We start from the raw sequence: 25534 nt of genomic DNA on the forward strand, positions 1-25534 counted from the left end.
ATTAATGAAACCAATTCTACAATTATATCGAGGTTATGCCAATGAAGAGGAATTAATTGTGATGGGGCATGTTTTTAAAAGAACGTATGAATATGATTTCCAGAAGAAAAACCTCAAAAACGCGCGTTCGATTGTCAATCAATTTAGGATAAAAACAATTCAAAATTTTGATGTTTATCTCAAATGCGGCAATCTGGAAATCCATACCAAAACGCTTGACGATGGTTATTTTAAATTTTGTATTCCGCTTGAGAAAGAAACCCCTTTTGGGTGGATAGAATACGAAGTGAGTATAAAATACGATAATAAAATCATTACTTCTAAAGCCAGTTTCATACGTCCGCATAAAGGAAATCTGGGCATCATTTCTGATATTGACGATACTTTTTTGATTTCGCATACGCGGAATATCTTCAGGAAAATGTACATTTTACTTTTTAAAAATGTAAACGACCGAAAAGTTTTTAAAGATGTTGTAACCCATTATCAGGCTTTAAGTTCGGCAGGAAGAAATAATAAAGGCGAAGAAAATGCTTTTTTTTATGTCTCGAGCAGTGAATGGAATTTATACCGATTTATTGTAAAATTCACCAAAATACATAAGCTTCCAAGAGCTGTTATTCTATTAAAAGATATTAAACGAGGAATAACAGATTTCTTTATGAGCGGAAGAGGAAATCACGATCATAAATTTGAAAAAATAAAACATGTGCTGGAATTTTATCCCAACCTAAAATATGTGCTTTTAGGTGATGATTCGCAGCACGATCCAGTTTTATACGAACGCATCTGCAAAATATTTCCCGTTACTGTAATTGCCGTTTACATTAGGCAGACTGGTAAAACTCAAAAAACGGAAGTAAAAAAAATCATGAAAAATCTACAATCACTTGACGTTTCTGTCTGCTATTTTAAAGAAAGCAGCGAAGCGATTGCGCATTCTAAAAGTATTGAGATTATTAAGTAGTTTGTAAAATATTAGAAACATCCGCAATCTTGTCATCCCGAGGAACGAGGGATCTTCGCAAGAAGCTCGACAAAGATTGAAGAGTTACTAACGAAGATCCCTCGTTCCTCGGGATGACAAAAAATTCGTTTAAACAGAGTCACTAGCCCAGATTGAAGTGTAAAGCCCGGAACTAAAAAACCTTATTTTCTTGCCGGAAAACAGCGACCAACGGAAGCTCGTTTTATGGCTTAGAAAATAAAGTTTTTTTAGTGAGGACTTGAAACGGAAAGCTGGAAATAGCTCCTAAAAACAACAAAAAAAACCATTGCCAAAATTTAAAACTGTGACAATGGTTTGTGTAAACTGTGACTGAGACTGAAAACTAAACTAAGCGTTAAAACTATCAATCTCCTCCTGAACGATTTCCCAATCTATCAGCAATTGGTCCAGATCTTGTTTCTTTTTGTTGTATGCGGTAAAAAATGATGCATCTTCGATATGCTTGTCATAATTAGAAGCCAGCATTTTATCGTCGTGCTGAATATCTTTTTCTAATTGTTTTATTTGACTTTCGATTTTACTTAATCGGTTTTGAAGTGCTTTTCCTTTTTTCTGGTCTTCGTATGACGTTTTATTGTTTTCTTTTGGTGCCACGGCTTTTTCAACATCTTTTTTCTCTACTTCGCGCATGTTTTCAAGATTACGCTGCTCTAGGAAGTAATTGATGTCTCCAAGATATTCTTTGATTTTTTGATCTTTAAATTCGTAAACGATATTCGACATCCCCTGCAGGAAATCTCTATCGTGAGAAACCAATAACAAAGTACCTCCAAATTTTTGAAGTGCCGCTTTTAGAACGTTCTTAGATTTAATATCTAAGTGGTTCGTAGGCTCATCCATCAGCAATACGTTAATTGGCTGTAATAATAGCTTACAAAGAGCCAAACGGTTACGCTCGCCTCCTGAAAGTACTTTTACTTTTTTCTCTACATCGTCACCACGAAACAAAAATGATCCTAACATATCACGAACTTTCATTCGGTTGGTGTCTGTTGCAGCATCTTCCATTGTTTGTAACAATGTGATTTCTCCATCAAGATATTCTGCCTGATTTTGAGCAAAATACCCCAATTGTACGTTGTGCCCTAATTTGATGTTTCCCTGATACTCAAACTCATTTACAAGTGCTTTAATGAAAGTTGATTTCCCTTGTCCGTTCTGCCCCACAAAAGCAATTTTGCTTCCTCTTTCTACTAATAAACTAATGTCTTTAAGAATCGTTTTGTCACCGTATGCTTTTGTTACATTTTCTGCTTCAATCACAACTTTTCCTGGCTCTTTTGAAACCGGAAACGAAATATTCATTACTGAATTATCGTCTTCATCAACTTCGATTCTTTCTACTTTATCTAACTTTTTAATTAACGATTGCGCCATCGAAGCTTTTGATGCTTTAGCACGGAACTTTTCGATTAATTTTTCTGTTTCCTCAATCTTTTTAGCTTGGTTTTTTTGAGTTGCCAATTGCTTTTCACGAATTTCATGACGCAATTCTAAATATTGAGAATATGGTTTATTAAAATCGTATGCTTTTCCTAAAGAGATTTCGATTGTACGGTTTGTAACATTATCCAGGAACATTTTATCGTGCGAAACAATTACGACTACTCCGGGATAATTGCGCAGGAAACTTTCTAACCAAATGATACTTTCGATATCTAAGTGGTTGGTTGGCTCATCCAGAAGCAATACATCATTTGACTGCAATAGTAATTTTGCTAATTCGATACGCATTCTCCAACCTCCTGAAAATGTTTCGGTTTGGTTGTTAAATACTTCTCTTTTAAAACCAAGTCCTAAAAGAATTTTCTCTGTATCTCCTACATAATTATAACCTCCAAGAAGTTCAAAACGATGGGTGTAATCAGATAAATCTTCGATGATTTGTCCGTATTCTTCGCTTTCATAATCGGTTCTGGTAACCAATTGATGGTTGATTTCTTCTAATTTTTTCTCTACAATTTTAATGTCTGTAAAGGCTTCATACGCTTCTTCTAATACTGTTCTTCCGCGTTCAAAATCTATATCCTGACGCAGAAAACCCATTCGGATATCTTTTTCCTGAGAAATAACTCCGGAATCAGGAGCAAAATCTCTTGCTAACATTTTTAGCATTGTCGATTTACCTGCTCCGTTTTTACCAACAAGACCTACGCGGTCGCCGGCACCTAAACGAAAGGTAACTTCTTCAAATAAATATGTTCCTCCAAAAGAAACCGAAAGATTGTGTATATTAAGCATAATGTGTAACTATTGTGGCAAGCTGGAAAGGTTTTATAAACGCCTTATTTGCTTTACTTTTTGAAAGTGCAAAAGTATGACAATTAATTTAAGTTTCGACTGTCGTTATAAAACAAATATTACAAGGCTTTTTGAGGATAAAAAATCCTTTTTTATTGCTTAAGTTCTTTTGTTTCAACACCAATAATTATAAAAAAACGGGTAGAAATCTTTTAGACTTCTACCCGTTTTTATAAATCGTTTTTCTTTCTTTTTTATACCTCAGTTACTTCTTTTGGCTCGGGTAATAAAATGGATAATACTACTGATATCACCAAAATTCCTGCAATAACGATCAATGAATAAATCGAATCTATATGGTAGAATGGAGCAATAATCATTTTAATACCAATGAACGATAGGATAATGGCCAGTCCGTATTGTAATTTACTAAATAAGTGAATGAAGTTATCTAATAAGAAGAACAAGGCTCTTAATCCTAAAATGGCAAAAATATTAGAAGTATAAAGGATAAATGGATCGTTTGAAATTGCGAAAATCGCCGGAATAGAATCTACTGCAAATAATAAATCTGTAAACTCGATTACTGTTACCACTACTAAAAGCGGTGTTGCTAGTTTTTTTCCGTTTTCGTACGTAAAGAATTTATTACCATCGTATTTATCAGAAACACTAAAAAATCTTCTAATTAACCTCGCTCCTCTTGTATTGTTGTAATCTTCTTCGTCATCTTCATCTCCTGCAGACCAAGATTTAATTCCTGCATAAACAAGGAACAATCCAAAGGCTGTCATGATTAAATTAATATCGTATTTGAAGCCTTCTACTCCAACAAGACTTAATAGTTTGTTTAGATACGTAAGTTCTATTAAAAATGCTCCTGAGAATATAAATATAGCTCGTAAAACCAAGGCACCTATAATACCCCAAAACAGTACTTTGTGTTTGTTTTCGTTTTGAACATCGAAAAATTTAAAAACTAATATAAATACAAATAGATTATCTACAGAAAGTGCTTTCTCTATCCAATAAGCCGATTGAAATTCATAAAATTTAGCGTCTCCTGCAAAATGATAAATCAAACCACTAAAAATCATTGCTAAACTTATCCATACCAATGACCATGTTATAGCTTCTTTATTGGTTACGACATGACTTTTCTTGTTGAAGATTCCTAAATCTAACAACAGCATGATTACTACTGCAACCGCAAATACTATTATTAAACCAGGATGTTCTGAAAAAATAGGGTGTTGATTCATTTTTAAATATTAATTAAATTGTAAATTATTTATGAGCTATTGTAAGCCTAATGGTTCTACCTGTTTATTTTATAGAAGTTTTTTTCATTTCGCGCAATATTACGATTAACATGTCATTGAAACAAATATTGATTCTTACAAACCGTTAATCATTATTTTTAGAATCTCTGGACGATTTATTTAAATTGGCAATAAAGATTAAAATGCAAAATATGCCTTTACAATACTTACTCCAAAACGGATATTCTGGTTTATTGTTTTACCAAAACTCAAAAAAAACTAACTTCCGATTCAACTAATAGTTCCAACAAAATAGGTATATTTGTATTATTCTGCTTTAAAAGATTTACACGTAATATTCCTTTACTAAAAAAAGAAAATTACTCCTCAAAAAGAAAAACTCTGCAAGAGTATATCCAATAATACCGTATAATAATGTTGAAAAAAGGATCGAAACTAAATAGTATTTTAACAGGAAGTTGTCCAAGATGCCAAAAAGAAAGCATGTATTCAGACAGAAATCCACTTCATTTGACTAAAGTTCTAAAAATGAACGAAAATTGCAGTCACTGCGGTTTAAAATATCAAATTGAACCATCGTTCTTTTATGGAGCAATGTATGTAAGTTACGGTTTAAATGTCGCTGTTGGAATCGCAGCCTTTATTGTTTCGTTTGTATTTTTTGGAGCAAGTATAGAACAATCATTTATTGCTATAGTTATTACCTTAATTCTATTATTTCCGTTTGTGCTTAGGCTTTCCAGAAATTTATACATTAACATGTTTATTTCGTATGATCCTAAGGCCGGTCAGAGTTAAGGCTCTTTAAATATCTTTTATGAAAACGCTTAATGTCGATTTCGCGATCTAAAGGAATTTCATTTTCTATATAATCATATAAAACTTTGGCCATTGCAGGTCCAAGCATAACACCTCGTGTTCCTAATCCGTTAAGAATATGGAGCGATTTAAACTGTTCGTGAGTTCCTATTAAAGGTCTTCTGTCTTTTACAGTAGGGCGAACTCCACCATAATGTTCTACGATTTCAAAATCGCAGGTTATTATTTCTTGTATTCGATCTATTAATTCCTGTTTTCCTTCGGCAGTTGGCAAATCTGTTTTATCCTGCCAATTGTAGGTTGCACCTACTTTAAACAAATCATTACCCATAGGCAAAATAAAAACACTTGTATTTACAATAACATCCAAGTCTAAACCAGGAGCTTTTATTACAAACATTTCTCCTTTCGTTCCATCTAATGGCAAATAATTAAAAAACGGATTTTTATGCAGCCCGAATCCTTCTGCAAAAATAACATGACGTGCTTTGATATTTTTATACTGAATCCCAAAATCAAAAAACTCAAGATATCCCCAGTCAAAAGATTGTGCCAAAAGTAAATCATTTTCTTGCAGATACTCTCGATAAGTATCTAACAACAACATTGTATCTACATAACCTGTATGCAGAACCTCACCATAATCGTAAGGAGAATCAATACCTTTATATTTTTTGAAAATTAATTTTGTAGACAAAAAAGGGGCTAAGTTTCTTTTATCAGAAGCTGCAAACCAGTTATTCTGTTCTTCTATAGAAAAAAACTTTCTTAATATTGGGAGTTTGAAATTAAATTTCGTTTGGAGCTTGTCTTCAATTCGATCATAAAAATCGTTCATTAGAACTAATTGTTCCTGCGCATTCCAAACTTCACTAAATCTCTTTAAAATAACAGGATTATAGAATCCTCCGGCTACCCTTGAAGATACTTGAGACATATTGTCTATTACTAAAATAGATTTATTGTTCTTTAAAGCAGCTTCGGCAAAAGAAATTCCTGCTAATCCAGATCCGACGATTAAATAATCAAGCATTGTGTAGTGTAATAAAAATAAAAAACTCTTACTGCAAAGGTAGCAAGAGTTTTTCGTATAATTTTAGATTTAAGTCTTTAGTAATTCCACATATCTTCTTCGAAGTTGCGTATTTTTTCTTTTACTCTTTCAGACTCTAATAACTGATGCAGTGCATCGTCTTTTATATAATCTTTAATCTCTCGATCGCCATATGTATTTTCTTCTTTATAGATAACTGCATTAAAACGTCTTGAATTTAAGACCTGATCAAAAGAAAAGGGAAGTGCAGAATTCTTGTCGTTAAAAACTTTCGCTTCATTCAAAACTATACGCGCATCCGGAAAGAAGACCCAGAACAATTCTATATAATCCTTTTCGTCGCTATTCATTGTATAAACGTCTGGTGTTACCGGGCAAATTCCAAGCAAACGATATTTCAATTCACTCTGGCGTTTATCAAAATACCAGTATCCTTTAATTTTATATTGTGTAACATCTGCAGAAGTAAGATCTTGTTTCAAAATATACTCAGAAGGAACTGTTCTTGTTGGCCCAACTGTTTCATCTACATAAGTAACAACTTTCTTTTTACCAGTACCGGTTACTACTTTTTTCTTTACAACTCGCGTTCTGTAGTCATCCGGATATTGATTGATAAGTTCTCTACCAGCATCCGTAGTATCTACACGAGATAATGCTGCCTCAATATCTTTCATAGACTTTTTGGTATTGAAATAACTATCTGTATAGACCTCAGTTATTCTTCCTTTTCTAATAGCCTTAGTCAATACATCATAGAGTGAACGCCTATCAGGACCAATATTGGCAGTATCTACAGGAAAATACAAAGGAAAATTAATCTTCTCGTTTAAATCGATAATTTCCCAAACTGTTTTCCCCATCAAAACATCTCTATCATCTATATAACCATAAGCTAAAGGCTTATCATTATCAGATATATTCTGTGCTGCAGTTTTAAGTCCAATTTGATCAGCCGTTTTTGCATTAAGCAGATTTGATTGTGCATTAGCACCAAATCCAGCCATGACAGCACAAACTGTCATTAAAAAATCTCTTACTTTCATCATGATACATATTATAAGAAATTAAACGTAAGTTTATATTGTTTATTGTTATTTTTCTTACAGAAGGCAAATTTAATAAAAAAGCAATAAGAATTGGGAGCAATATTTATTTTTTAACAGAAATACACTTAAATCTTAAGCATAAAAAAAACTCTTACTACAAATATAGTAAGAGTTTTTTAAATATTTTATTTTCAAACACTTAGTAATTCCACATATCTTGTTCGAAGTTACGAATCTTCTCTTTTACTCTTTCAGATTCTAACAATTGATTTTGTGCGTTGTCTTTCATGTAATCACTGATTGCTCTGTCTCCATAAAGGTTTTCCTCTTTGTAAACTACAGCATTAAAACGTCTAGAGTTTAATATTTGATCAAATGAAATTGGAAGTGCTGAGTTATTGTCGTTAAAAGCTTTTGCATCATGCAATGCTTCACGAGCATTTGGGAAGAAAACCCAAAATAACTCAATATAATCCTTTTCGTCACTATTCATTGTATAAACGTCTGGAGTTACAGGACAAATTCCAAGTAAACGATATTTCAACTCACTTTGACGTTTGTCAAAATACCAGTATCCTTTAATTTTGTATTGTGTAACATCTGCAGAAGTAAGATCTTGTTTCAAGATATACTCAGAAGGAACTGTTCTTGTTGGTCCAACTGTTTCATCTACATAAGTAACAACTTTCTTTTTACCAGTTCCTGTAACTACTTTTTTCTTCACAACACGTGATTTATAGTCATCAGGATATTGGTTGATAAGCTCTCTACCAGCATCTGTAGTATCAATACGAGATAAAGCACCCTGGATGTCTTTCATAGATTTTTTAGTATTGAAATAACTATCAGAATAAACTTCAGTTATTTTGCCTTTTGTAATGGCTTTCGTCAAAACATCATATAAAGAACGTCTATCCGAACCAATATTAGCTGTATCTACAGGAAAGTACATTGGAAAGTTGATTTTTTCATTCAAATCAATAATCTCCCAAGTAGTTTTTCCCATCAAGATATCTCTATCATCAACATATCCGTAAGCTAAAGGCTTATCATTATCTGAAATAAGCTGCGCAGGAGTTTTAAGTCCAATTTGAGCAGGAGTCTTCGCATTAAGCAAATTAGATTGCGCGTTAGAAGCAAAACCTCCAGCGATAGAAACAATAGCTATTAAAAAATTTCTTACTTTCATCGTGGTATCGTTATAAGATATTGAACGTAGTCTAAACTACTTTATTATTGTATTTCGTAAATTACCGGAGCAGTTCTTGGTAATAAATAACTACCAGCTCCAACAAGTTTAGTTTTGATTTCAGAAATAGTAACCTGGTCTCCTTTACCAGCTCTAGAAAGAACTGATTTACATTGAGCATTCAATTTATTACCACTAACAACAACTGTAGGCTGTCCAGCGATTTTCATATTAAATCCTACAACATCTAAACCAACTTCAAAATCAAAATCAAGTAATTTAGCTCCAATAGTAGCAATTTCTAAGTTAGATTTAGGACCTTTAACAACTCCCATTTCTCCTCTAATTGTACCTGTTGGACCAGGAATACCTTTAATTCTGAATGATTTCTTATCTGTAACTTTATCTCCGTTTGGTAATGTACCAGTTACAGAAATTGTAGCCTCAGTACCTTGACCTGGGCTCATGTTATATTTTCCAGGTTTACCAGCTGATGATAATCCAGGTGCACTTGCCACAATTTTGTTAGCATCTACACCAGCGAATGATACAGAGATTGGGTTAACAACTCCTCTATAAACAACATTCATTTTATCAGCAGAGATAGTAGCTGAATTTGGTTTTGGAACAACTACATAAGTACCTTTAAATTTTAAAGGAATATTTTTTCCGTCTTCTAGGAAAGTAAATTGTCCGTTAATATCTTGTTCTCCAACACCTCCAGCAGTTAAAGAGATAACAGCTTGTCCGTTTACGATTTGTCCAGGACCTTGGAATGAAGTTGGTTTTGTATTTTCGTCATAACGACCTAAAACTACTTTACCAGTAACTTTTTCTCCTTGGAAGTAAGCATTTTTATCTAAAACAACAATTGCTTGGTAGTTGCTGTAAGAAGCAGCAGCAACTGCAGCTTTTCCTAAAGCACTGTTATAAACGTCAGCTTCTGTTTTCTTAACGTCATTCTGCCAAGCTGAAAGTTTAGCAGCTGATGCAATTGCAGGAAAACCTTTGAAGTGGTATGCTAAGTATTTTTCTTTAATACCTTCTTTGTTTTTTACGTCAGAAACATCAAATTTTTTCTCAACCTCAGAAATAATACCAGCATATTTTTTATCTGTACCTAAAGCAGCTTTAATATCTGATTTATATTTCTCGATTTTAGCGATAATTTCGTTTCCTTTTTTAGTGTAACCGTCTCCTGTAAACCAGTCGTCAATGTTATCACCTCTATCCATAGACTCGTATGGCATTTTTCCAGTTTCTTTATCAACTTCAAATCCTTTAACGGCTTGAGTTTTTAAAGATCCGATATAATCGTAAAAGTCTTTAGAGATTGCTTCAACTTTGTGAGCTGTAACTGCAGCAATAGCAAATTCTCCTTTTGCTTCAGCAGCTTTTTGATCTAAAGAGGTTAATAAACTTGCATTTGTTTCTGTTGAACTTGTATTTGCACCTTCAAATTTTTCGTTCATCAAACCAAAAGCAGAAATAACTTCTTTTGATACGTTCATTGCTAACATTGCGATGAAAACCAGATACATCAGGTTAATCATCTTCTGTCTAGGGGTTAATTTTCCTCCTGCCATTTTTTTCTAATTAGTTCTTATTAATATTTAATATATAGTCAAAAACTAATTATCCTTTGTTACTCATTGCAGAAAGCATACCACCATAAACACTGTTTAATGAAGCAATGTTTGCAGTCATAGATGCCATTTGTTCTTTTAATTTAGAAGCGTTTTCAGCAATTTCACTGTTTGCTTGTGCATTTCTTGAAGCACTTTCTAATTGTACTTTATATAAGCTGTTTAATGATTCCATTTGTGCAGCAGCTAAAGACATTTCTTCAGCATATTTCTTTTGTCCAGCGATAGAATCAACTGTAGGAGAAATTGCTTTTGCAGCTCCTTCGAAATTTTTGATGCTGTTTCCTAAGCTTGACATTAACTCACCATCAACTTTAGCTTCTTTCAACATTGCATCTAATTTTTGAGACAACAATCCTTGAGCATCAGATGGAGTTTCTGCTTTAGCAGCTTTAGTTCTAGCTTGTCCGTTAGCTAATTCAGGGTAAACAAGAGTCCAGTCTAATTCGTCTTCAACTGGTTCGAAAGCAGAAAGAGCGAAGATTAATGCTTCAGTTACCAATCCGATTGATAACATAACAGTTCCTGTCAATGGTCCAATTTCAAAGTGAGTAATTTTGAATAATGCTCCAATAATTACTACTGCCGCTCCCATACCATAAGCGAAATTCATCACTTTTTTACTTAATAATGCCATAATACTTTTTTTTAGGTTTTAATTTAAAATAGATTCGATTTGGTTTTTAAAAAATTTGGATTTAAATAATTATAATTTACTTTTTTTAGTTCCTCCGGTTACTTGAGTTCCCATGTAATCTTGTACAGTTCTGAAACCAATATAACTTCTAGCAGAATCAGCATATTCGTGATCACGAGTACTTACCTGTAGGAAGTAAGCAACGTCTTTCCAAGATCCTCCACGAACAACTTTTCTTTGGTTGTTTCCATCAATTACGTTAGGGTTCATTGTAGAAACATATTCGTATGCATTTGGATTATAAGCTGAATCTGTCCACTCAGAAACGTTTCCTGCCATGTTGTATAATCCGTATCCATTTGGATCGTATGATTTAGCTTCAACAGTATACAAAGCCTCATCAGCAGCATAATCTCCTCTGTTTGGTTTGAAGTTAGCTAAGAAACAACCTCTGTCACTCTTAGTATAAGGTCCTCCCCAAGGGTAAGTTGCAGATTCCAGACCGCCTCTTGCAGCATACTCCCATTCAGCTTCAGTTGGAAGCCTGAAAGAGTTAACTAAATCACGTCCTTTTTTCTTAGATTTAATGTAGCTGTTTTTGTTTAAAGTTCTCCAGGCACAGAATGCTTTAGCTTGTTTCCAAGTTACACCTACTACTGGATAATCTCCATAAGCTTTATGCCAGAAATAATCGTTGTGCATTGGCTCATTATATGAATATGCGAAATCTTTAATCCAAACAGTAGTATCAGGGTAAACACTAACTTGTTCAGTTTTAACGAAGTCTTTTCTTTTTCCAACTTTAGCTTTTGCAGCTGCCTGAATATCCATCCAAGAATAACGGAATTTCAATTTATTTACATCAATTGTTCTTAAACCATTGTATGATTCTTCAATTGGTAAATACATAGAATCCATTACCTCAGCATAATACTCATCTGGATAAGCTTTTGTATCTCTAATTAACTTAACTTTTTTGTTTAATTTTCTACCAGCATACGGATCATCTTTTGTTCCTACGCTATAGTAGTTGTCATACATATATTTATCGTAAGCCGTCATTTTATCTGGCTCAGAATCATTAAATGCATAATCTGCGATGCTTCCACCTTTAGCACCTTTTCCACCTGTGCTTTTTTGACCAGTTTCATCAGCTAAAATAGCAAGACGAACTCTCATTGTAGAATCTTTTACCCATTCTACAAATTGACGGTACTCACTATTCGTGATCTCAGTTTCGTCCATATAAAATGAACGTACCGTTACTGATTTAGTTGGAGCATCTTCCACGTTAGCTAAATCAGCGTCTGATTTACCCATAATAAAAGATCCACCCGGAACTAATGTCATTCCATAAGGCTTCTCGGGATGCCATTTCCCTCCTGTAACACCAACTAATTCACCTTTGTCACCTGACTTACCACAGCCGATTACTAGTGTTAACATTGCTGCAAATGCAATAAACTTCTTCATATAAATTTGGGATTATCTATTCATTATTAAAAGTCCGTAAACGTATTTATTATTTATCTAAAAAACAATACTACTTGCGAAATTTATTTTACCGTTCAAAAATAATGTTAAATAAAATAAAAAAAAAATATTTCATCGATAAACTGATTAAAAAAACCGACGTAAAACGTTAAATTTTATATTATATAAACATTATCTTACTAAATTATTTAACTTATTTTTATAATAATTAAAAAAAATAAGATTTCTTTCGAAATTTCTCTTTACAAAGCGTTTTTTCGCTGTGCTTTCCACCATCTTTCTGGCAATTCTTGGTTACATGCGCTCAAATATTCGTCATAAGAACACGGTAATAACGTATTTCTTTTTAATTTATTGTGACCATTTGTTTCAAACGGAATTTCTATCCACCAGCGCTCTGTTTTGTCACTTTTGTAAAAAACAAGTTCTTCTTCTTCAAGAGGCACAATATATTTTAAATAATTAGTTCTGCTTCCAAATGGATATTCTTTTGAACGATAGTGATACCCTTCTATAAAATACCATACAATCTGAGCAACCATAGGCGCTTCCGACACTGTGCTATTGTGATTAAACACTCCAAAAGAAGAAACTTTATCACTAATTCCAGCATATCTTGCCAGAGAACAAATCTCTTTTCCGTTAAAACCATTTGGCTCAAAAGAAACCATATTAGCTGAAGCTGAAGATTTTACTGAATTCAAATCGATACTTACTAAATCGGCATCCCTAAAAACAGGTTCTGCCAAAGCAATGTTATTTGAAATCTCACCTAAACGGTAAGCATCAAAAAACAATTTCTCGATTAAATCAATCTCTTCCTGAGAATTGTAATAAGTCTGATATCCAATATTACAATAATTAAACAAGTTATTAGGCTCGTTTATAATGATTTGAGTTAAGTATGAATTAGCCGAAACAGATTCATTTTCTTTACCAAAATCAAATTTATTATCTACAGCAACCATGTTAACCATTTGCTCTAAATCGTCGTAAGCACGATACAAAGCATAAGTTAAATCCTGGGAACCTCCCAGGACTATAGGAATGACTTTATTCTTAATTAAGGTAGATGTAACTTTTTTAACTGCAAAATAAGTATCCTCTACAGAATCTCCTGCGAGAATATCTCCTAAGTCTGCAATTGATGCATCCCAGTTACCTGGAAACATACTGTAAAGCTTTTTTCGAATAGAAGTAAGATTAACTTCATGGATCGAGCCAGCGTTACGACGGTCTTCTAAAACTCCAACAATAGCAATATTAATTTTACTAATATCAGGAAATTGATCCTGAGTATGCAAAACAATTTTGCTCCCCAGTTCTTGTGAAGATAATGAACCGATGAATTTTAAAATTCCATCATGTAAAGGCTCTAAAAAATCAAATTCCATTTTTTATTTCTTTTTTGCAGCTGGTTTTTTAGCCGGTGCTTTCTTGGTTGTTGCGGCTTTTTTTGCCGGTGCTTTTTTCGCTGGTGTCTTCTTAGCAATCATTTCCTGAACTTCGTCCAATGTTAATTTTGTTGCATCAACATCTTTACTTAATTCAATTTTGATTTTGCCTTTAGTGATAACTGAGCGTCCCCAACGCGCTTTTTCAACCAAAATACCTTCTTCTTCCCAATTGTGAAGAACTTTATCTATATTTTTCTGTAATTTATCTTCAATTAATTCCTCTACATCTGCCTGAGATAAATTATCAAAATTGTATTTTTTGCTTACATTAACAAAAAGACCATTCCATTTGATGAATGGACCAAAACGTCCCACACCTTTTTGAACAGCTTCTCCTTTGTAAACCGCAATTGGCGCATCGGCAAGTGCTTTTTCGTCAATTAGTTCCTGAGCTCTTTCTTTTGTAACTCCTAAAGGATCTTCTCCTCGAGGCAACGAAATAAACACACTTCCGTGACGTACGTAAGGTCCATAACGACCATTACTTACCTCTACTTCTTCTCCTTTATAATCTCCTAAATTTTTAGGAAGCAAAAATAAATTCAAAGCTTCTTCAAGCGTGATATTTCCAATATTTTGATCTGCCATTAAGCTGGCAAACTTTTTATCTTCATCGTCTGCTTCTCCAATTTGAGCCATTGGTCCAAATTTTCCTAAACGAACAGAAACTTGTCTTCCGTCAGCATCTTTTCCTAAAATTCTTTCACCGCTTTCGCGTTCAGCATTGGCCTCAACCTCTTTTACATTTGGGTGAAATTTATTGTAGAATTCCTGCATCATAATTGCCCAGTCAATATTTCCTTCGGCAATTTCATCAAAATCCTGTTCTACTTTTGCAGTAAAATTGTAATCTAAAATATTTCCGAAGTTCTTAACAAGGAAATCTGTTACGATAGTTCCAATATCTGTTGGAACCAATTTTCCTTTGTCAGAACCTGTGTTTTCTTTTAAAAGCTTCTCTCCTACTTTACTGTTTTGCAAAGTAAGCTGTGTATAATTACGTTCCTGACCTTCAAGAGTTCCTTTTTCAACATAATTTCTATTGATGATAGTCGAAATAGTCGGCGCATAAGTAGACGGACGTCCGATTCCTAGTTCCTCCAGTTTTTTAACCAAAGAAGCCTCTGTATAACGTGCCGGCGGTCTTGAATATCGTTCTGTAGCTGTAATGTAGTTATTAGCCAGTTTTTCGTTTACTTTTAAAGCAGGAAGCATTCCTTCTTGCTCTTCTTCATCATCATCGTGGCCTTCTAAATAAACTTTCAAGAAACCTTCAAAAAGTAAAACTTCTCCCGAAGCTGTAAAAATTTCCTCATGATTATCTGCTTCAATTTTTACGTTTGTTCTTTCAAGCTGTGCATCGCTCATTTGCGAAGCCAAAGTTCTTTTCCAGATCAAATCATATAAACGAGCCTGATCACGATCGATATTTACAGTATGACGCGACATATCAGTAGGACGAATTGCTTCGTGCGCTTCTTGTGCCCCTTTACTCTTTGTTGCAAAAGTTCTCGGTTTTGAGAATTCTTTTCCGTACGATTTTATGATTTCAGCTTCAGCAGCACTCATCGCTTCTTTCGAAAGGTTAACGCTGTCGGTTCTCATATAAGTAATAAGTCCCGCCTCGTATAAACGCTGTGCTAACTGCATTGTAATTCCAACTGGCAAATACAATTTTCTAGCCGCTTCCTGCTGCAATGTAGAAGTTGTAAAAGGCGCTGTTGGAGATTTTTTGGTAGGTTTAGTTTCTAAATCGGCTACCTTATATTTAGAACCGATGTTTTTATTTAAAAACTCTTCGGCTTCTTTTTTTGTATTGAAGTTCTTTGGCAGTTTTGCTTTAAAAGCTTTTCCGGCTTCGTTTACAAATTCAGCAACTATAGAATAACTTGCAACTGCATTAAAGTTTTGGATTTCGCGTTCTCTCTCTACAATCAAACGTACAGAAACAGACTGTACACGACCAGCAGAAAGTCCGCCTTTAATTTTTCTCCATAAAACCGGAGACAATTCATAACCCACTAAACGATCCAGAACACGACGTGCCTGCTGTGCATTTACTAAATTATAATCGATTTCTCTTGGATTATCGATTGCTTTAAGAATCGCCGTTTTGGTGATTTCATGAAAAACAATTCGTTTTGTTTTTTTTGTATCCAGTTTCAGTTCTTCCGCCAGGTGCCATGAAATAGCCTCCCCCTCGCGGTCCTCATCACTTGCTAACCAAACCGTTTCGGCATTCTTAGATAGTGTTTTAAGCTTACTCACCAAAGCCTTTTTATCCGGAGAAACTTCATATTTAGGTTTAAAACCATTCTCTACATCTACTCCTATTTCCTTTGATGGTAAGTCGGCTATGTGACCATAACTTGACTCCACCTGAAAATCACTCCCAAGAAATTTCTCGATCGTTTTCGCCTTTGCAGGTGACTCCACTATTACTAAATTCTTTGCCATTGCTCTTATTTTCTGCAACAAAAGTATTTATTTTTTTTAAATATTAACCTTACGAATGAATTTTTGAGGTATTTTGATATTATGAAACTTAAAATTGCAGATTTATCTGTAATATTCTTTATTATATATATAGGTATAACTTTTAACGGATTTAGACCGCCAAATTCTTTTATTTTAGATTGGAGATTGTAGATTTTAGATTACACACACCAAAAAGAGGATAAGCTTTTTTTGTTAGAGAGAAAAATCTAAAATCTACAATCTTAAAATTTATCTTCTGCCATCTTGTCATATTGACCGTATTTACGCTATCTTTGCACTTTGAAATTTTACAATGGAAAAGATTATTGAAGAAAGTAAACAAGGTGAAAGTCTTGTTTTAGAAAATAAACCCGAAAACACGAAGAAGCTTTTTATAGAAAGTTATGGTTGTGCGATGAATTTTTCGGATAGTGAAGTCGTAGCATCCATTTTATCTAACGGTGGTTATAATACAACATCGGTTTTAGAAGAAGCCGATTTAGTTTTGGTAAATACCTGCTCTATTCGTGATAAAGCAGAACAAACTATTCGTAAACGTCTGGAGAAATATAATGCCGTTAAGCGTACCAATCCAAAAATGAAAGTAGGCGTTTTAGGCTGTATGGCCGAACGTTTAAAAAGTCAATTTTTGGAAGAAGAAAAAATAGTTGACCTTGTTGTTGGACCTGATGCTTACAAAGATCTGCCTAATTTATTAGCAGAAGTTGAAGAAGGCCGCGATGCCATCAATGTAATTTTATCAAAAGAAGAAACTTACGGAGACATTTCGCCTGTTCGTTTAATGAGCAACGGAATCACCGCTTTGGTTTCTATCACCCGTGGATGCGATAATATGTGTACATTTTGCGTTGTGCCTTTTACTCGCGGACGTGAGCGCAGCCGTGAACCACAAAGTATCATGAATGAAATTCAGGATTTGTGGAACAAAGGATTTAAGGAAATCACACTTTTAGGACAAAACGTTGACAGTTACCTTTGGTACGGAGGCGGTTTAAAAAAAGATTTCGTAAATGCTTCTGAAATGCAAAAAGCCACTGCAGTCGATTTTGATCAATTATTAGAAATGGTTGCGGTTGGTTTCCCAAAAATGCGTATCAGATTTTCGACTTCTAATCCACAGGATATGCACGAAAGCATTTTACATGTTATTGCTAAATATCCAAATATCTGTAAACACATTCACTTACCGGTTCAATCTGGAAGTAATAGAATTTTAAAAGAAATGAATCGTCTGCACACGCGTGAAGAATATATGGCTTTGATTGATAAAATTAAAGCGATTGTTCCAGATGCTTCTATTTCACAGGATATGATTGCAGGTTTCCCAACAGAAACTGAACAAGATCATCAAGATACAATGAGCTTAATGGAATATGTAAAATATAATTTTGGTTATATGTATTCGTATTCTGAACGTCCTGGAACTTTAGCCGGAAGAAAAATGAAAGACGATGTTGAAGAAGAAACCAAAGCCAGAAGATTACAGGAAATTGTAGACTTACAGCAAAAACATGCTTGGTTTAGAAGCGAAGAATTTGTTGGGCAAGTTGTAGAAGTTTTAGTAGAGAAAGTTTCTAAAAAATCAAAAGAAGAATTCTCAGGAAGAAACTCTCAAAGTATTACAGTAGTTTTTCCAAAAGAGAATTATAAAATTGGTGATTTCGTAAACGTAAAAATCACAAGCTGTACTTCCGGAACATTAAAAGGAGAAGCAGTTGGGTATTCTGAAATGAATTAAAATTTGTTTGCCACGAATTACACTAATTTGCACGAATTTTCTTTCAAATAAATTATGATTCTATAAATTTGTCTTAAAAACAAAATATGGAATTATATAGAAAAGAAGAATATTTTAAAATTGTAGGTATTTGCATGGAAATTCATAGAATCCTTGGCGGAGGACTCCTTGAAATTGTTTATAAAGATGCATTGGAATACGAATTTAAAAAACATAATATTCCTTTTGAGCGTGAAAAGAAATATGACATTCAATACAAAGACATTGTTCTTGCACATAAATTTTATGCCGATTTTGTAGTTTACGATGAAATCATTTTAGAAGTAAAAGCATCAAAAGAAATTATCGATGAGTATACTGCTCAAACAATAAATTATTTAAGACTGGCAGATAGCGATTTAGGAATTATTGTTAACTTTAATAAAAAGTCGTTACAGCACAAAAGAGTTATTCATTAACCCAATTTTAAAAATTCGTGGAATTCGTGAAATTCGTGGCAAAAGAAAAAAATACAAGCCAAAGTTTTAAGTTCTAGGTATAACCTGAAACCTGAAACAAACAAAAACTTGAAACAAATATATAAATGGAAACAGTTCAAGCAATAAAACAACGATTTGAAATTATTGGTAATGACCCAAAATTAAATCGTGCCATTGAAAAAGCCATTCAGGTTGCTCCAACTGATATTTCGGTTATGGTAACTGGGGAAAGTGGTGTTGGTAAAGAAAACATTCCAAGAATTATTCATTCGCTTTCACACAGAAAGCATGGTAAATATATTGCAGTAAACTGCGGAGCCATTCCAGAAGGAACTATTGACAGTGAACTTTTCGGACACGAAAAAGGGGCCTTTACAGGAGCAACAAGCACTCGTGAAGGTTATTTTGAAGTAGCCGACGGCGGTACTATTTTTCTTGATGAAGTTGGTGAATTACCTCTTACAACCCAAGTTAGATTACTTCGTGTTCTGGAAAACGGAGAATTTATAAAAGTAGGTTCGTCTCAGGTTCAAAAAACCAACGTACGTATTGTAGCCGCTACCAATGTGAATTTGTTCAATGCGATCGAAAAAGGAAAATTTCGTGAAGATTTGTATTATCGTTTAACGACAGTCGAGATCACATTACCTCCTTTGCGTGAGCGAAATGAAGACATCCATTTATTGTTTAGAAAATTTGTTGCCGATTTTGCTCATAAATACAAAATGCCACCATTAAAATTAGACGACGATGCAGTACATCTTCTTCAAAAATTTAGATGGAATGGAAACATTCGTCAGCTTCGAAATGTGGCCGAACAAATTTCGGTTTTAGAAACCAATCGTGATATTTCAGCTGCTACTCTATCTTCTTATTTGCCAACAGAAGGAAGCAATCTGCCTTCGGTAATAAACGACAAAAAGAAAGAAAGTGATTTCAGTACCGAAAGAGACATTTTATACAAAGTCCTTTTTGATATGAAAAGCGACCTGAACGATCTGAAAAAACTAACTCTGGAATTAATGAAAAACGGCACTTCAAAAGTGCAGGATATAAATCCAAATTTAATTCAGAAAATATACGGTTCGCAGGAAAACGACAGTGAAATTGATTTTGAAGAAGAACCAAGAACTGCTGTTATGACCCCAACAGTTCGCGAAGAAAACTATCAGATGCCCGAAGACAACTATTTGTTTGCCGAAACGATCGAGGAAGAGGAAGTTTTACGTTTAGAGCAGAAAGAAATCGAAATGATCAAAAAATCATTAGAAAAAAACAAAGGAAAACGAAAAGCTGCGGCAGATGAATTAGGCATTTCTGAAAGAACATTATACCGAAAAATTAAACAATTCGATTTGTAATTTGCTACAAAGATGTTAAGACACAAAAATGTTTTAAACGAAATGAATATCTTTGACCCTCGTGTCAGCAAACTGACGAAGCAATTCTTATAAAACAAAATGAAACACTTAAAATATCTTTTAATAGTATTAGTTGCAACAACTTTTAGCGGCTGCGGAGCCTACAACTTTACAGGTGCAGCACCAGTAGATGCTAAAACTTTTCAGGTTAACTTTTTCCATAATAATGCTGATTTAATTGAACCTGGAATTGACAGGGATTTTACATTGGCTTTGCAGGATTTAATCATGAATCAAACGAACTTAAACCTAGTAAGTACGGGAGGAGAATTAGTTTATGAAGGAGAAATTGTTGATTTTAGAACCACTCCTATGACTGCAACTGCAGATCCAGAACGTCCGGCAGCTCAAAACCGTTTAACGATTCGGGTTAATGTTAGGTTCACCAACAAAAAGAAAGAAGCTGATGATTTCGAAAAACCGTTTGAGTTTTATTATGATTTCCCAGGAGGTGCACTACCAACCGGATCTGTTTTAAATGAAGCCGTAAAAACTATTTTTGAAAGAATCACTCAGGATATTTTTAATGAATCATTAGCTAAATGGTAGTTTTTTTGTTTAACTGTTAAATCGTCTATTCGTTAAATCGATATAATGACAAACACAAACCAGTTAAACAAATAAACGATTAAACAAATAAACAACTAAACGATTAAACAACAAACAATGAACGTTACTGATTATACCTACTTAATGAACAAACCCGATGCTATTACAGAAAAGCAGGCGGAAGCATTAGGAAGTGTTTTGAATGAATTTCCATATTTTCAAAGTGCAAGAGCGCTTCGACTAAAAGGACTTTACGATCAAAACAGCTTTAAGTATAATTATGCCTTAAAAGTAACTGCAGCACATACTGCAGATCGTTCGGTTTTGTTTGATTTTATTACTTCTGAATCTTTTACCTCTATTCAGAGCGAATATTACGATCAAAAACTAAAAGATCTTTTAGAAATAAAAGTTTTTGACAGCGAAGTGGTTTCTTTTGAAGAAGTAAACAAAACTCCAGAAGTTCGAATTGATCCAATTGAGCAATCTATTCTAAAATCAATTAAAGAAGCTACAACTGTTGTTTTTGAAGCTCCTGTTAAAGAAGAAGAAAAAACAGAAGAAAACACTTTTGCAGAACCAATAAAAACAGAAGAAGAAAGCACAATAGAACCTGTAAATGAGGAACCTATTGTAATTCTTAGCGAAGAAGAAATTTTGGATACTTTTAAAGAAGTAACCGAAGTTGAGGCAGTAACAGAAGAAGCAGTTAACGAACAGCCAATTGGTATTCTTAATGAAGAAGAAATATTCAATTCTTTTCAGGAAGTAACAAAAGTTGAAGAAAAAGAAGAAGAACCTGTTATTGAAGAAACTATTATAACTCCAAGTGAGGAAGAAATATTAAATACTTTTAAAAAGGTAGACGAAGTTGAAATAACAGAGCCTATAATTGAAGAAGAAATTCTGAGCACTTTTGAAGAAGTTACAACAGCAGATATAAAAGAAGAAACAGTTGAACCCATTATAAACGAGTCAGTTGTAACGCCTAGCGAAGAAGAAATTCTAAATACATTTAAAGAAGTAACAGAAGTTGAAGAGAAATCTGCCGATCCTGTTATTAGTCAGCCTATTGTCAGAATAACTTTTTTTGATGAAGTAGTAGATGATGAAATTCCAGAAGTACACGTTGACCCAATCGAAGAATCTATTTTAGTTTCTATTAAAGAAGCTTCAACAGTTACTTTTGAAGAAGAAAAAACTACTGAAGAACCTGTTGCCGTGGAAGAACAATTGGAAATTGAAACTCCAGAAGTTGAACTTCTTCAAATTGAAACTCCCGATGCTGAAGTTCCTGAAGTTGAAACTCCAGAAAGTGTAAAAGAAGCTCAGGAGAATTTAGAAATAGGAAAACCAATCGATTTTTCTGTTAGTGAAAAACATTCTTTCCAAGAATGGCTTCAATTAGCAAGAGCAGAACCTATTGACCGCAGTACCGAAGCTCCAAAAGAAGAATTAAAAGAGGTTGAAGAGGAATTAGAAAAAGAACCTGAAGAACCGAAAGAACTGGAAATTGTTGAAAAAAAAACAATTGAAGCAATTGAAGTAATAGATGCCGAAGAAGAAAAGAAGAAAAAGGCAGAAATAATTGACAGATTTATAGAAACAAATCCTAAAATCTCTCCAATTAAGCCTACAATGTCAAATCCTCCGGTGCAGTTTAACATCAATGAAGAGGAGAATTCATACCTAATGACAGAGACTTTAGCCCGTGTATATCTGGAACAAAAGAAATATACAAAGGCCATACAAGCATATGAAATATTAATTTTGAAATATCCAGAAAAAATTAGTTTCTTTGCAGACCGTATTTCGGATATAAAGATTTTACAACAAAATAACAATAACAATTAATACAATGAGCACATTTTCAATTTTCTTAGTTTTAATCACAATAGTTTGCTTTCTATTGATCGTAGTGATTATGGTACAAAACCCTAAAGGAGGAGGATTATCTTCTACTATCAGCGGAACTCAAATGTTAGGTGGTGTACAAAAAACAACTGACTTTTTAGATAAAAGTACCTGGACACTAGCTACTATTTTGATTGCTTTAATCTTACTTTCTAGCTTAAGCTTCACTGGAGCTTTAGGAGATACTGGATCTAAAATCATTGAAAAAGGCACAGCTCCTGCTGCAACTACACCAGCTGCACCAGCGCAACAAACTCCTGCTCCGGCAGCACCTGCAGCAAAATAATAATTTTGATATAAATTAAAATGCCAGCCTGTCAAAGCTGGCATTTTTTTTAAGAAAAAATGTCAGTTTATAGAGCATGGCATAATTTCTGAAATCCAATAGAACATAAAAAACGTATAACTTATAATAATATAAAATATAAAATCATGGCCTTAAACATTAAACCGCTTTCAGATCGCGTACTTATTGAGCCTGTTGCTGCTGAAACCAAAACTGCTTCAGGGATTTTTATTCCAGATACTGCCAAAGAGAAACCACAAAAAGGAACTGTAGTGGCAGTAGGAAACGGATCTAAAGATCACACCATGACCGTAAAAGTTGGCGACACCGTACTTTATGGTAAATATGCAGGAACAGAATTAAAACTGGAAGGCACTGATTATTTGATCATGCGTGAGGATGATATCTTGGCGATAATCTAAATAGCTGTAGGCTATAAGCGATAGGCTGTAAGCTTTTAGAAGCTTAAAGCATATTGCCTAAAGCTTAAAGCAAAAACAAAAATGAGAGATTTCAAAAAATATGATATTTGGGCGCTTAGTCATTCTTTTACTTTAGAAATCTATAAAATAACTTCTCTTTTTCCAAAAGAAGAACTTTATGGATTAACAAGTCAAATAAGAAGAGCTTCTTCTTCAATTCCTACAAATATTAGCGAAGGATGTGGAAGAAACAGCGACAAAGAATTCAATCAATTTCTCAACATAGCTTTAGGTTCTGCAAATGAAGCAGAATATCTTTTAATTTTAGCTAAAGATCTGCAATATCTAAATAATGAAATTGCTGAAAATCAAATAGAAAAAATTAATAGTATAAAAAGCAAAATTTACAAATTAAAACAAAAATTAATTCAGCAGTAGAAAGCATAAAGCTTAAAGCCTACTGCCTAAAGCAAATAAAAAATGGCAAAAGATATAAAATTTGATATTGAAGCACGTGACGGATTAAAACGTGGTGTTGATGCATTAGCAAATGCTGTAAAAGTAACTCTAGGACCAAAAGGTCGTAACGTAATCATCGGAAAATCATTTGGCGGACCAACAGTTACTAAAGATGGTGTTTCGGTTGCAAAAGAAATCGAATTAAAAGACCCATTAGAAAATATGGGCGCGCAAATGGTAAAAGAAGTTGCTTCTAAAACCAATGATTTAGCGGGTGACGGAACTACAACTGCTACAGTTTTAGCTCAGGCTATCGTAAAAGAAGGTCTTAAAAACGTTGCTGCAGGTGCAAACCCAATGGATTTAAAACGTGGTATCGATAAAGCTGTTGAAGCTATTGTTGCCGATTTAGCAAAACAAGCTAAAGTTGTTGGAAGCGATTCTGACAAAATCAAACAAATTGCTTCTATCTCTGCAAATAACGACGAAGTTATTGGTGAATTAATCGCTACTGCTTTTGCAAAAGTGGGTAAAGAAGGTGTTATTACTGTTGAAGAAGCTAAAGGAACTGATACTTTCGTTGATGTTGTTGAAGGAATGCAGTTTGACAGAGGATACCTTTCTCCTTACTTCGTAACAAACCCTGAGAAAATGGAAGTTGAATTAGACTCTCCATACATCTTATTATACGACAAAAAAGTTTCTTCTCTAAAAGAATTATTGCCAGTTTTAGAGCCAGTTGCACAATCAGGAAAGCCATTATTGATTATTGCTGAAGATGTTGACGGAGAAGCATTATCTACATTAGTAGTAAACAAACTACGTGGAGCATTAAAAATCGCTGCTGTAAAAGCACCTGGCTTTGGAGACAGAAGAAAAGCAATGTTAGAAGATATCGCAATCTTAACTGGAGGAACTGTAATCTCTGAAGAAAGAGGATATACACTTGAAAACACAACTATCGATATGTTAGGAAACGCAAAAAGAGTTTCTATCGATAAAGACAATACAACTATCGTAAGCGGTGCTGGTGAAGCAGATATCATCAAAAACCGTGTAAACCAAATTAAAGGTCAGATGGAAACTACAACATCTGATTATGATAGAGAAAAATTACAAGAGCGTTTAGCTAAATTAGCCGGAGGTGTTGCAGTTCTTTATGTTGGTGCAGCTTCTGAAGTTGAAATGAAAGAGAAAAAAGACAGAGTTGATGATGCATTACACGCAACTCGTGCTGCTGTAGAAGAAGGAATTGTTGCCGGAGGCGGTGTTGCTTTATTAAGAGCAAAAGCAGCTTTAGCAGCACTTAAAGCGGACAACGCTGACGAAGCAACTGGAATCCAGATTGTATCTCGCGCAGTTGAATCTCCTTTAAGAACAATTGTTGAAAATGCAGGTCTTGAAGGTTCTGTTGTTGTAGCTAAAGTTTCTGAAGGTTCAGGTGATTTTGGATACAATGCAAAAACTGACGAATATGTAGATATGCTTTCAGCTGGAATTATCGATCCTAAAAAAGTAACTCGTGTAGCTCTTGAAAATGCTGCTTCGGTTTCTGGAATGATCTTAACTACAGAATGTGCATTAATTGATATTAAAGAAGAAAATGCCGGAGGCGGAATGCCAATGGGAGGCGGAATGCCAGGAATGATGTAATTCATTCTCTTCTTAAAACCTAAAAACGCTGGATTTATATCCGGCGTTTTTTTTGCCACAGATTAAAGGATTAAAAAGATTATAATCTGTGGAAATCTTTTAATGTGTGGCAATATTTATGTGCAAAGTAATTCGTGGAAATTCGTGCGATTCGTGGCAACCCTTTTATTTAACATTCTCTTTTTCTTTAAAAAATCTGTTATCAATACCTTTGCTGCATCATAATAATATAAAAA

Annotated in this window: 20 protein-coding genes and 2 pseudogenes; 12 read left to right on the plus strand and 10 right to left on the minus strand. The window is 34.0% G+C overall.

Annotation, left to right across the window (positions count from 1 at the left end; all coding sequences use genetic code 11):
- The first annotated feature begins 4 nt into the window (after positions 1-4).
- Entirely contained in the window at positions 5-967 is a 963-nt protein-coding gene (locus AC1RRQ_RS04250; RefSeq protein ID WP_493021736.1) for an App1 family protein phosphatidate phosphatase, read from the plus strand.
- Between the two features lie 369 nt (positions 968-1336).
- Here the strand turns inward: AC1RRQ_RS04250 and AC1RRQ_RS04255 are convergent, their stop codons facing one another.
- On the minus strand, positions 1337-3250 hold the full coding sequence (locus AC1RRQ_RS04255; protein ID WP_493021738.1) for an ABC-F family ATP-binding cassette domain-containing protein: 1914 nt from the start codon (positions 3248-3250) through the stop codon (positions 1337-1339).
- Positions 3251-3504: 254 nt separating this feature from the next.
- Positions 3505-4512, minus strand: coding sequence for a TerC/Alx family metal homeostasis membrane protein (locus AC1RRQ_RS04260; protein ID WP_493021739.1), 1008 nt, complete (start codon positions 4510-4512; stop codon positions 3505-3507).
- Between the two features lie 435 nt (positions 4513-4947).
- Between AC1RRQ_RS04260 and AC1RRQ_RS04265 the strand changes: the two genes are divergently transcribed.
- A complete protein-coding gene (locus AC1RRQ_RS04265) occupies positions 4948-5331 on the plus strand; it encodes a DUF983 domain-containing protein (protein WP_493021741.1) in 384 nt (127 codons plus the stop codon).
- Here the strand turns inward: AC1RRQ_RS04265 and AC1RRQ_RS04270 are convergent.
- From AC1RRQ_RS04270 to topA, 8 genes are all read right to left on the minus strand, one after another.
- Positions 5312-6385: an NAD(P)/FAD-dependent oxidoreductase gene (locus tag AC1RRQ_RS04270; RefSeq protein WP_493021743.1), complete on the minus strand. Its 1074-nt coding sequence runs from the start codon at positions 6383-6385 to the stop codon at positions 5312-5314. The two genes, AC1RRQ_RS04265 and AC1RRQ_RS04270, sit on opposite strands and share 20 nt — an antisense overlap.
- Positions 6386-6462: 77 nt before the next feature.
- Positions 6463-7452: a type IX secretion system ring subunit PorN/GldN gene (gene porN, locus AC1RRQ_RS04275; protein WP_493022281.1), complete on the minus strand. Its 990-nt coding sequence runs from the start codon at positions 7450-7452 to the stop codon at positions 6463-6465.
- Positions 7453-7654: 202 nt separating this feature from the next.
- Positions 7655-8644 carry a type IX secretion system ring subunit PorN/GldN gene (gene porN, locus AC1RRQ_RS04280; protein WP_493021745.1) on the minus strand — a complete coding sequence of 330 codons (990 nt, stop codon included), beginning with the start codon at positions 8642-8644 and terminating at the stop codon, positions 7655-7657.
- A gap of 44 nt (positions 8645-8688) precedes the next feature.
- Positions 8689-10230: a type IX secretion system motor protein PorM/GldM gene (porM, locus tag AC1RRQ_RS04285; RefSeq protein ID WP_493021747.1), complete on the minus strand. Its 1542-nt coding sequence runs from the start codon at positions 10228-10230 to the stop codon at positions 8689-8691.
- A 49-nt stretch (positions 10231-10279) separates the two neighbouring features.
- Complete coding sequence (gene porL / locus AC1RRQ_RS04290; RefSeq protein ID WP_493021749.1) at positions 10280-10927, minus strand: type IX secretion system motor protein PorL/GldL; 648 nt, start codon at positions 10925-10927, stop codon at positions 10280-10282.
- A 69-nt stretch (positions 10928-10996) separates the two neighbouring features.
- Positions 10997-12400 (minus strand): T9SS ring complex lipoprotein PorK/GldK, encoded by a 1404-nt coding sequence (gene porK, locus AC1RRQ_RS04295; RefSeq protein ID WP_493021751.1) that lies wholly within the window; start codon positions 12398-12400, stop codon positions 10997-10999.
- Between the two features lie 263 nt (positions 12401-12663).
- Positions 12664-13815: a formimidoylglutamase gene (locus AC1RRQ_RS04300; RefSeq protein ID WP_493021753.1), complete on the minus strand. Its 1152-nt coding sequence runs from the start codon at positions 13813-13815 to the stop codon at positions 12664-12666.
- 3 nt (positions 13816-13818) lie between these two features.
- Positions 13819-16335, minus strand: a complete 2517-nt coding sequence (gene topA, locus AC1RRQ_RS04305; RefSeq protein WP_493021756.1) for a type I DNA topoisomerase — start codon at positions 16333-16335, stop codon at positions 13819-13821.
- A 334-nt stretch (positions 16336-16669) separates the two neighbouring features.
- On the opposite strand from topA, the gene miaB reads away from it, so the two are divergent.
- The 10 genes and pseudogenes from miaB (at position 16670) to groL (ending at position 25298) form a co-directional block, all read left to right on the plus strand.
- Positions 16670-18115: a tRNA (N6-isopentenyl adenosine(37)-C2)-methylthiotransferase MiaB gene (gene miaB / locus AC1RRQ_RS04310; RefSeq protein ID WP_493021758.1), complete on the plus strand. Its 1446-nt coding sequence runs from the start codon at positions 16670-16672 to the stop codon at positions 18113-18115.
- A gap of 86 nt (positions 18116-18201) precedes the next feature.
- Positions 18202-18573 (plus strand): GxxExxY protein, encoded by a 372-nt coding sequence (locus AC1RRQ_RS04315; RefSeq protein ID WP_493021760.1) that lies wholly within the window; start codon positions 18202-18204, stop codon positions 18571-18573.
- A 125-nt stretch (positions 18574-18698) separates the two neighbouring features.
- Positions 18699-19955, plus strand: coding sequence for a sigma-54 interaction domain-containing protein (locus tag AC1RRQ_RS04320; protein ID WP_493021762.1), 1257 nt, complete (start codon positions 18699-18701; stop codon positions 19953-19955).
- A 99-nt stretch (positions 19956-20054) separates the two neighbouring features.
- A complete protein-coding gene (locus tag AC1RRQ_RS04325) occupies positions 20055-20564 on the plus strand; it encodes an LptE family protein (protein ID WP_493021764.1) in 510 nt (169 codons plus the stop codon).
- Between the two features lie 144 nt (positions 20565-20708).
- A pseudogene (locus AC1RRQ_RS04330) lies at positions 20709-20858 on the plus strand (DUF8458 domain-containing protein); the annotation flags it as partial.
- A gap of 1044 nt (positions 20859-21902) precedes the next feature.
- Positions 21903-22418, plus strand: a pseudogene (locus tag AC1RRQ_RS04335) (tetratricopeptide repeat protein); the annotation flags it as partial.
- A gap of 4 nt (positions 22419-22422) precedes the next feature.
- Positions 22423-22764, plus strand: a complete 342-nt coding sequence (gene secG, locus AC1RRQ_RS04340) for a preprotein translocase subunit SecG (RefSeq protein ID WP_493021766.1) — start codon at positions 22423-22425, stop codon at positions 22762-22764.
- 146 nt (positions 22765-22910) lie between these two features.
- A complete protein-coding gene (locus tag AC1RRQ_RS04345; protein WP_012023920.1) occupies positions 22911-23186 on the plus strand; it encodes a co-chaperone GroES in 276 nt (91 codons plus the stop codon).
- Positions 23187-23267: 81 nt separating this feature from the next.
- Positions 23268-23624, plus strand: a complete 357-nt coding sequence (locus AC1RRQ_RS04350; protein ID WP_493021768.1) for a four helix bundle protein — start codon at positions 23268-23270, stop codon at positions 23622-23624.
- Between the two features lie 42 nt (positions 23625-23666).
- Positions 23667-25298, plus strand: coding sequence for a chaperonin GroEL (groL, locus tag AC1RRQ_RS04355; protein WP_493021770.1), 1632 nt, complete (start codon positions 23667-23669; stop codon positions 25296-25298).
- The last annotated feature ends 236 nt before the right edge of the window (positions 25299-25534 follow it).

Source organism: Flavobacterium sp. GW821-FHT12A05, from assembly GCF_058807735.1.

Bases quoted from the DNA above. Each gene is read 5' to 3' on its own strand.
- AC1RRQ_RS04270 (WP_493021743.1), bottom strand. From the start codon at position 6,385: ATGCTTGATTATTTAATCGTCGGATCTGGATTAGCAGGAATTTCTTTT.
- AC1RRQ_RS04315 (WP_493021760.1), top strand. From the start codon at position 18,202: ATGGAATTATATAGAAAAGAAGAATATTTTAAAATTGTAGGTATTTGC.
- secG (WP_493021766.1), top strand. From the start codon at position 22,423: ATGAGCACATTTTCAATTTTCTTAGTTTTAATCACAATAGTTTGCTTT.
- AC1RRQ_RS04265 (WP_493021741.1), top strand. From the start codon at position 4,948: ATGTTGAAAAAAGGATCGAAACTAAATAGTATTTTAACAGGAAGTTGT.
- AC1RRQ_RS04320 (WP_493021762.1), top strand. From the start codon at position 18,699: ATGGAAACAGTTCAAGCAATAAAACAACGATTTGAAATTATTGGTAAT.
- miaB (WP_493021758.1), top strand. From the start codon at position 16,670: ATGGAAAAGATTATTGAAGAAAGTAAACAAGGTGAAAGTCTTGTTTTA.
- AC1RRQ_RS04255 (WP_493021738.1), bottom strand. From the start codon at position 3,250: ATGCTTAATATACACAATCTTTCGGTTTCTTTTGGAGGAACATATTTA.
- AC1RRQ_RS04260 (WP_493021739.1), bottom strand. From the start codon at position 4,512: ATGAATCAACACCCTATTTTTTCAGAACATCCTGGTTTAATAATAGTA.
- porM (WP_493021747.1), bottom strand. From the start codon at position 10,230: ATGGCAGGAGGAAAATTAACCCCTAGACAGAAGATGATTAACCTGATG.
- porL (WP_493021749.1), bottom strand. From the start codon at position 10,927: ATGGCATTATTAAGTAAAAAAGTGATGAATTTCGCTTATGGTATGGGA.
- AC1RRQ_RS04350 (WP_493021768.1), top strand. From the start codon at position 23,268: ATGAGAGATTTCAAAAAATATGATATTTGGGCGCTTAGTCATTCTTTT.
- AC1RRQ_RS04325 (WP_493021764.1), top strand. From the start codon at position 20,055: ATGAAACACTTAAAATATCTTTTAATAGTATTAGTTGCAACAACTTTT.
- AC1RRQ_RS04345 (WP_012023920.1), top strand. From the start codon at position 22,911: ATGGCCTTAAACATTAAACCGCTTTCAGATCGCGTACTTATTGAGCCT.
- AC1RRQ_RS04300 (WP_493021753.1), bottom strand. From the start codon at position 13,815: ATGGAATTTGATTTTTTAGAGCCTTTACATGATGGAATTTTAAAATTC.
- porN (WP_493022281.1), bottom strand. From the start codon at position 7,452: ATGAAAGTAAGAGATTTTTTAATGACAGTTTGTGCTGTCATGGCTGGA.
- porN (WP_493021745.1), bottom strand. From the start codon at position 8,644: ATGAAAGTAAGAAATTTTTTAATAGCTATTGTTTCTATCGCTGGAGGT.
- topA (WP_493021756.1), bottom strand. From the start codon at position 16,335: ATGGCAAAGAATTTAGTAATAGTGGAGTCACCTGCAAAGGCGAAAACG.
- AC1RRQ_RS04250 (WP_493021736.1), top strand. From the start codon at position 5: ATGAAACCAATTCTACAATTATATCGAGGTTATGCCAATGAAGAGGAA.
- porK (WP_493021751.1), bottom strand. From the start codon at position 12,400: ATGAAGAAGTTTATTGCATTTGCAGCAATGTTAACACTAGTAATCGGC.
- groL (WP_493021770.1), top strand. From the start codon at position 23,667: ATGGCAAAAGATATAAAATTTGATATTGAAGCACGTGACGGATTAAAA.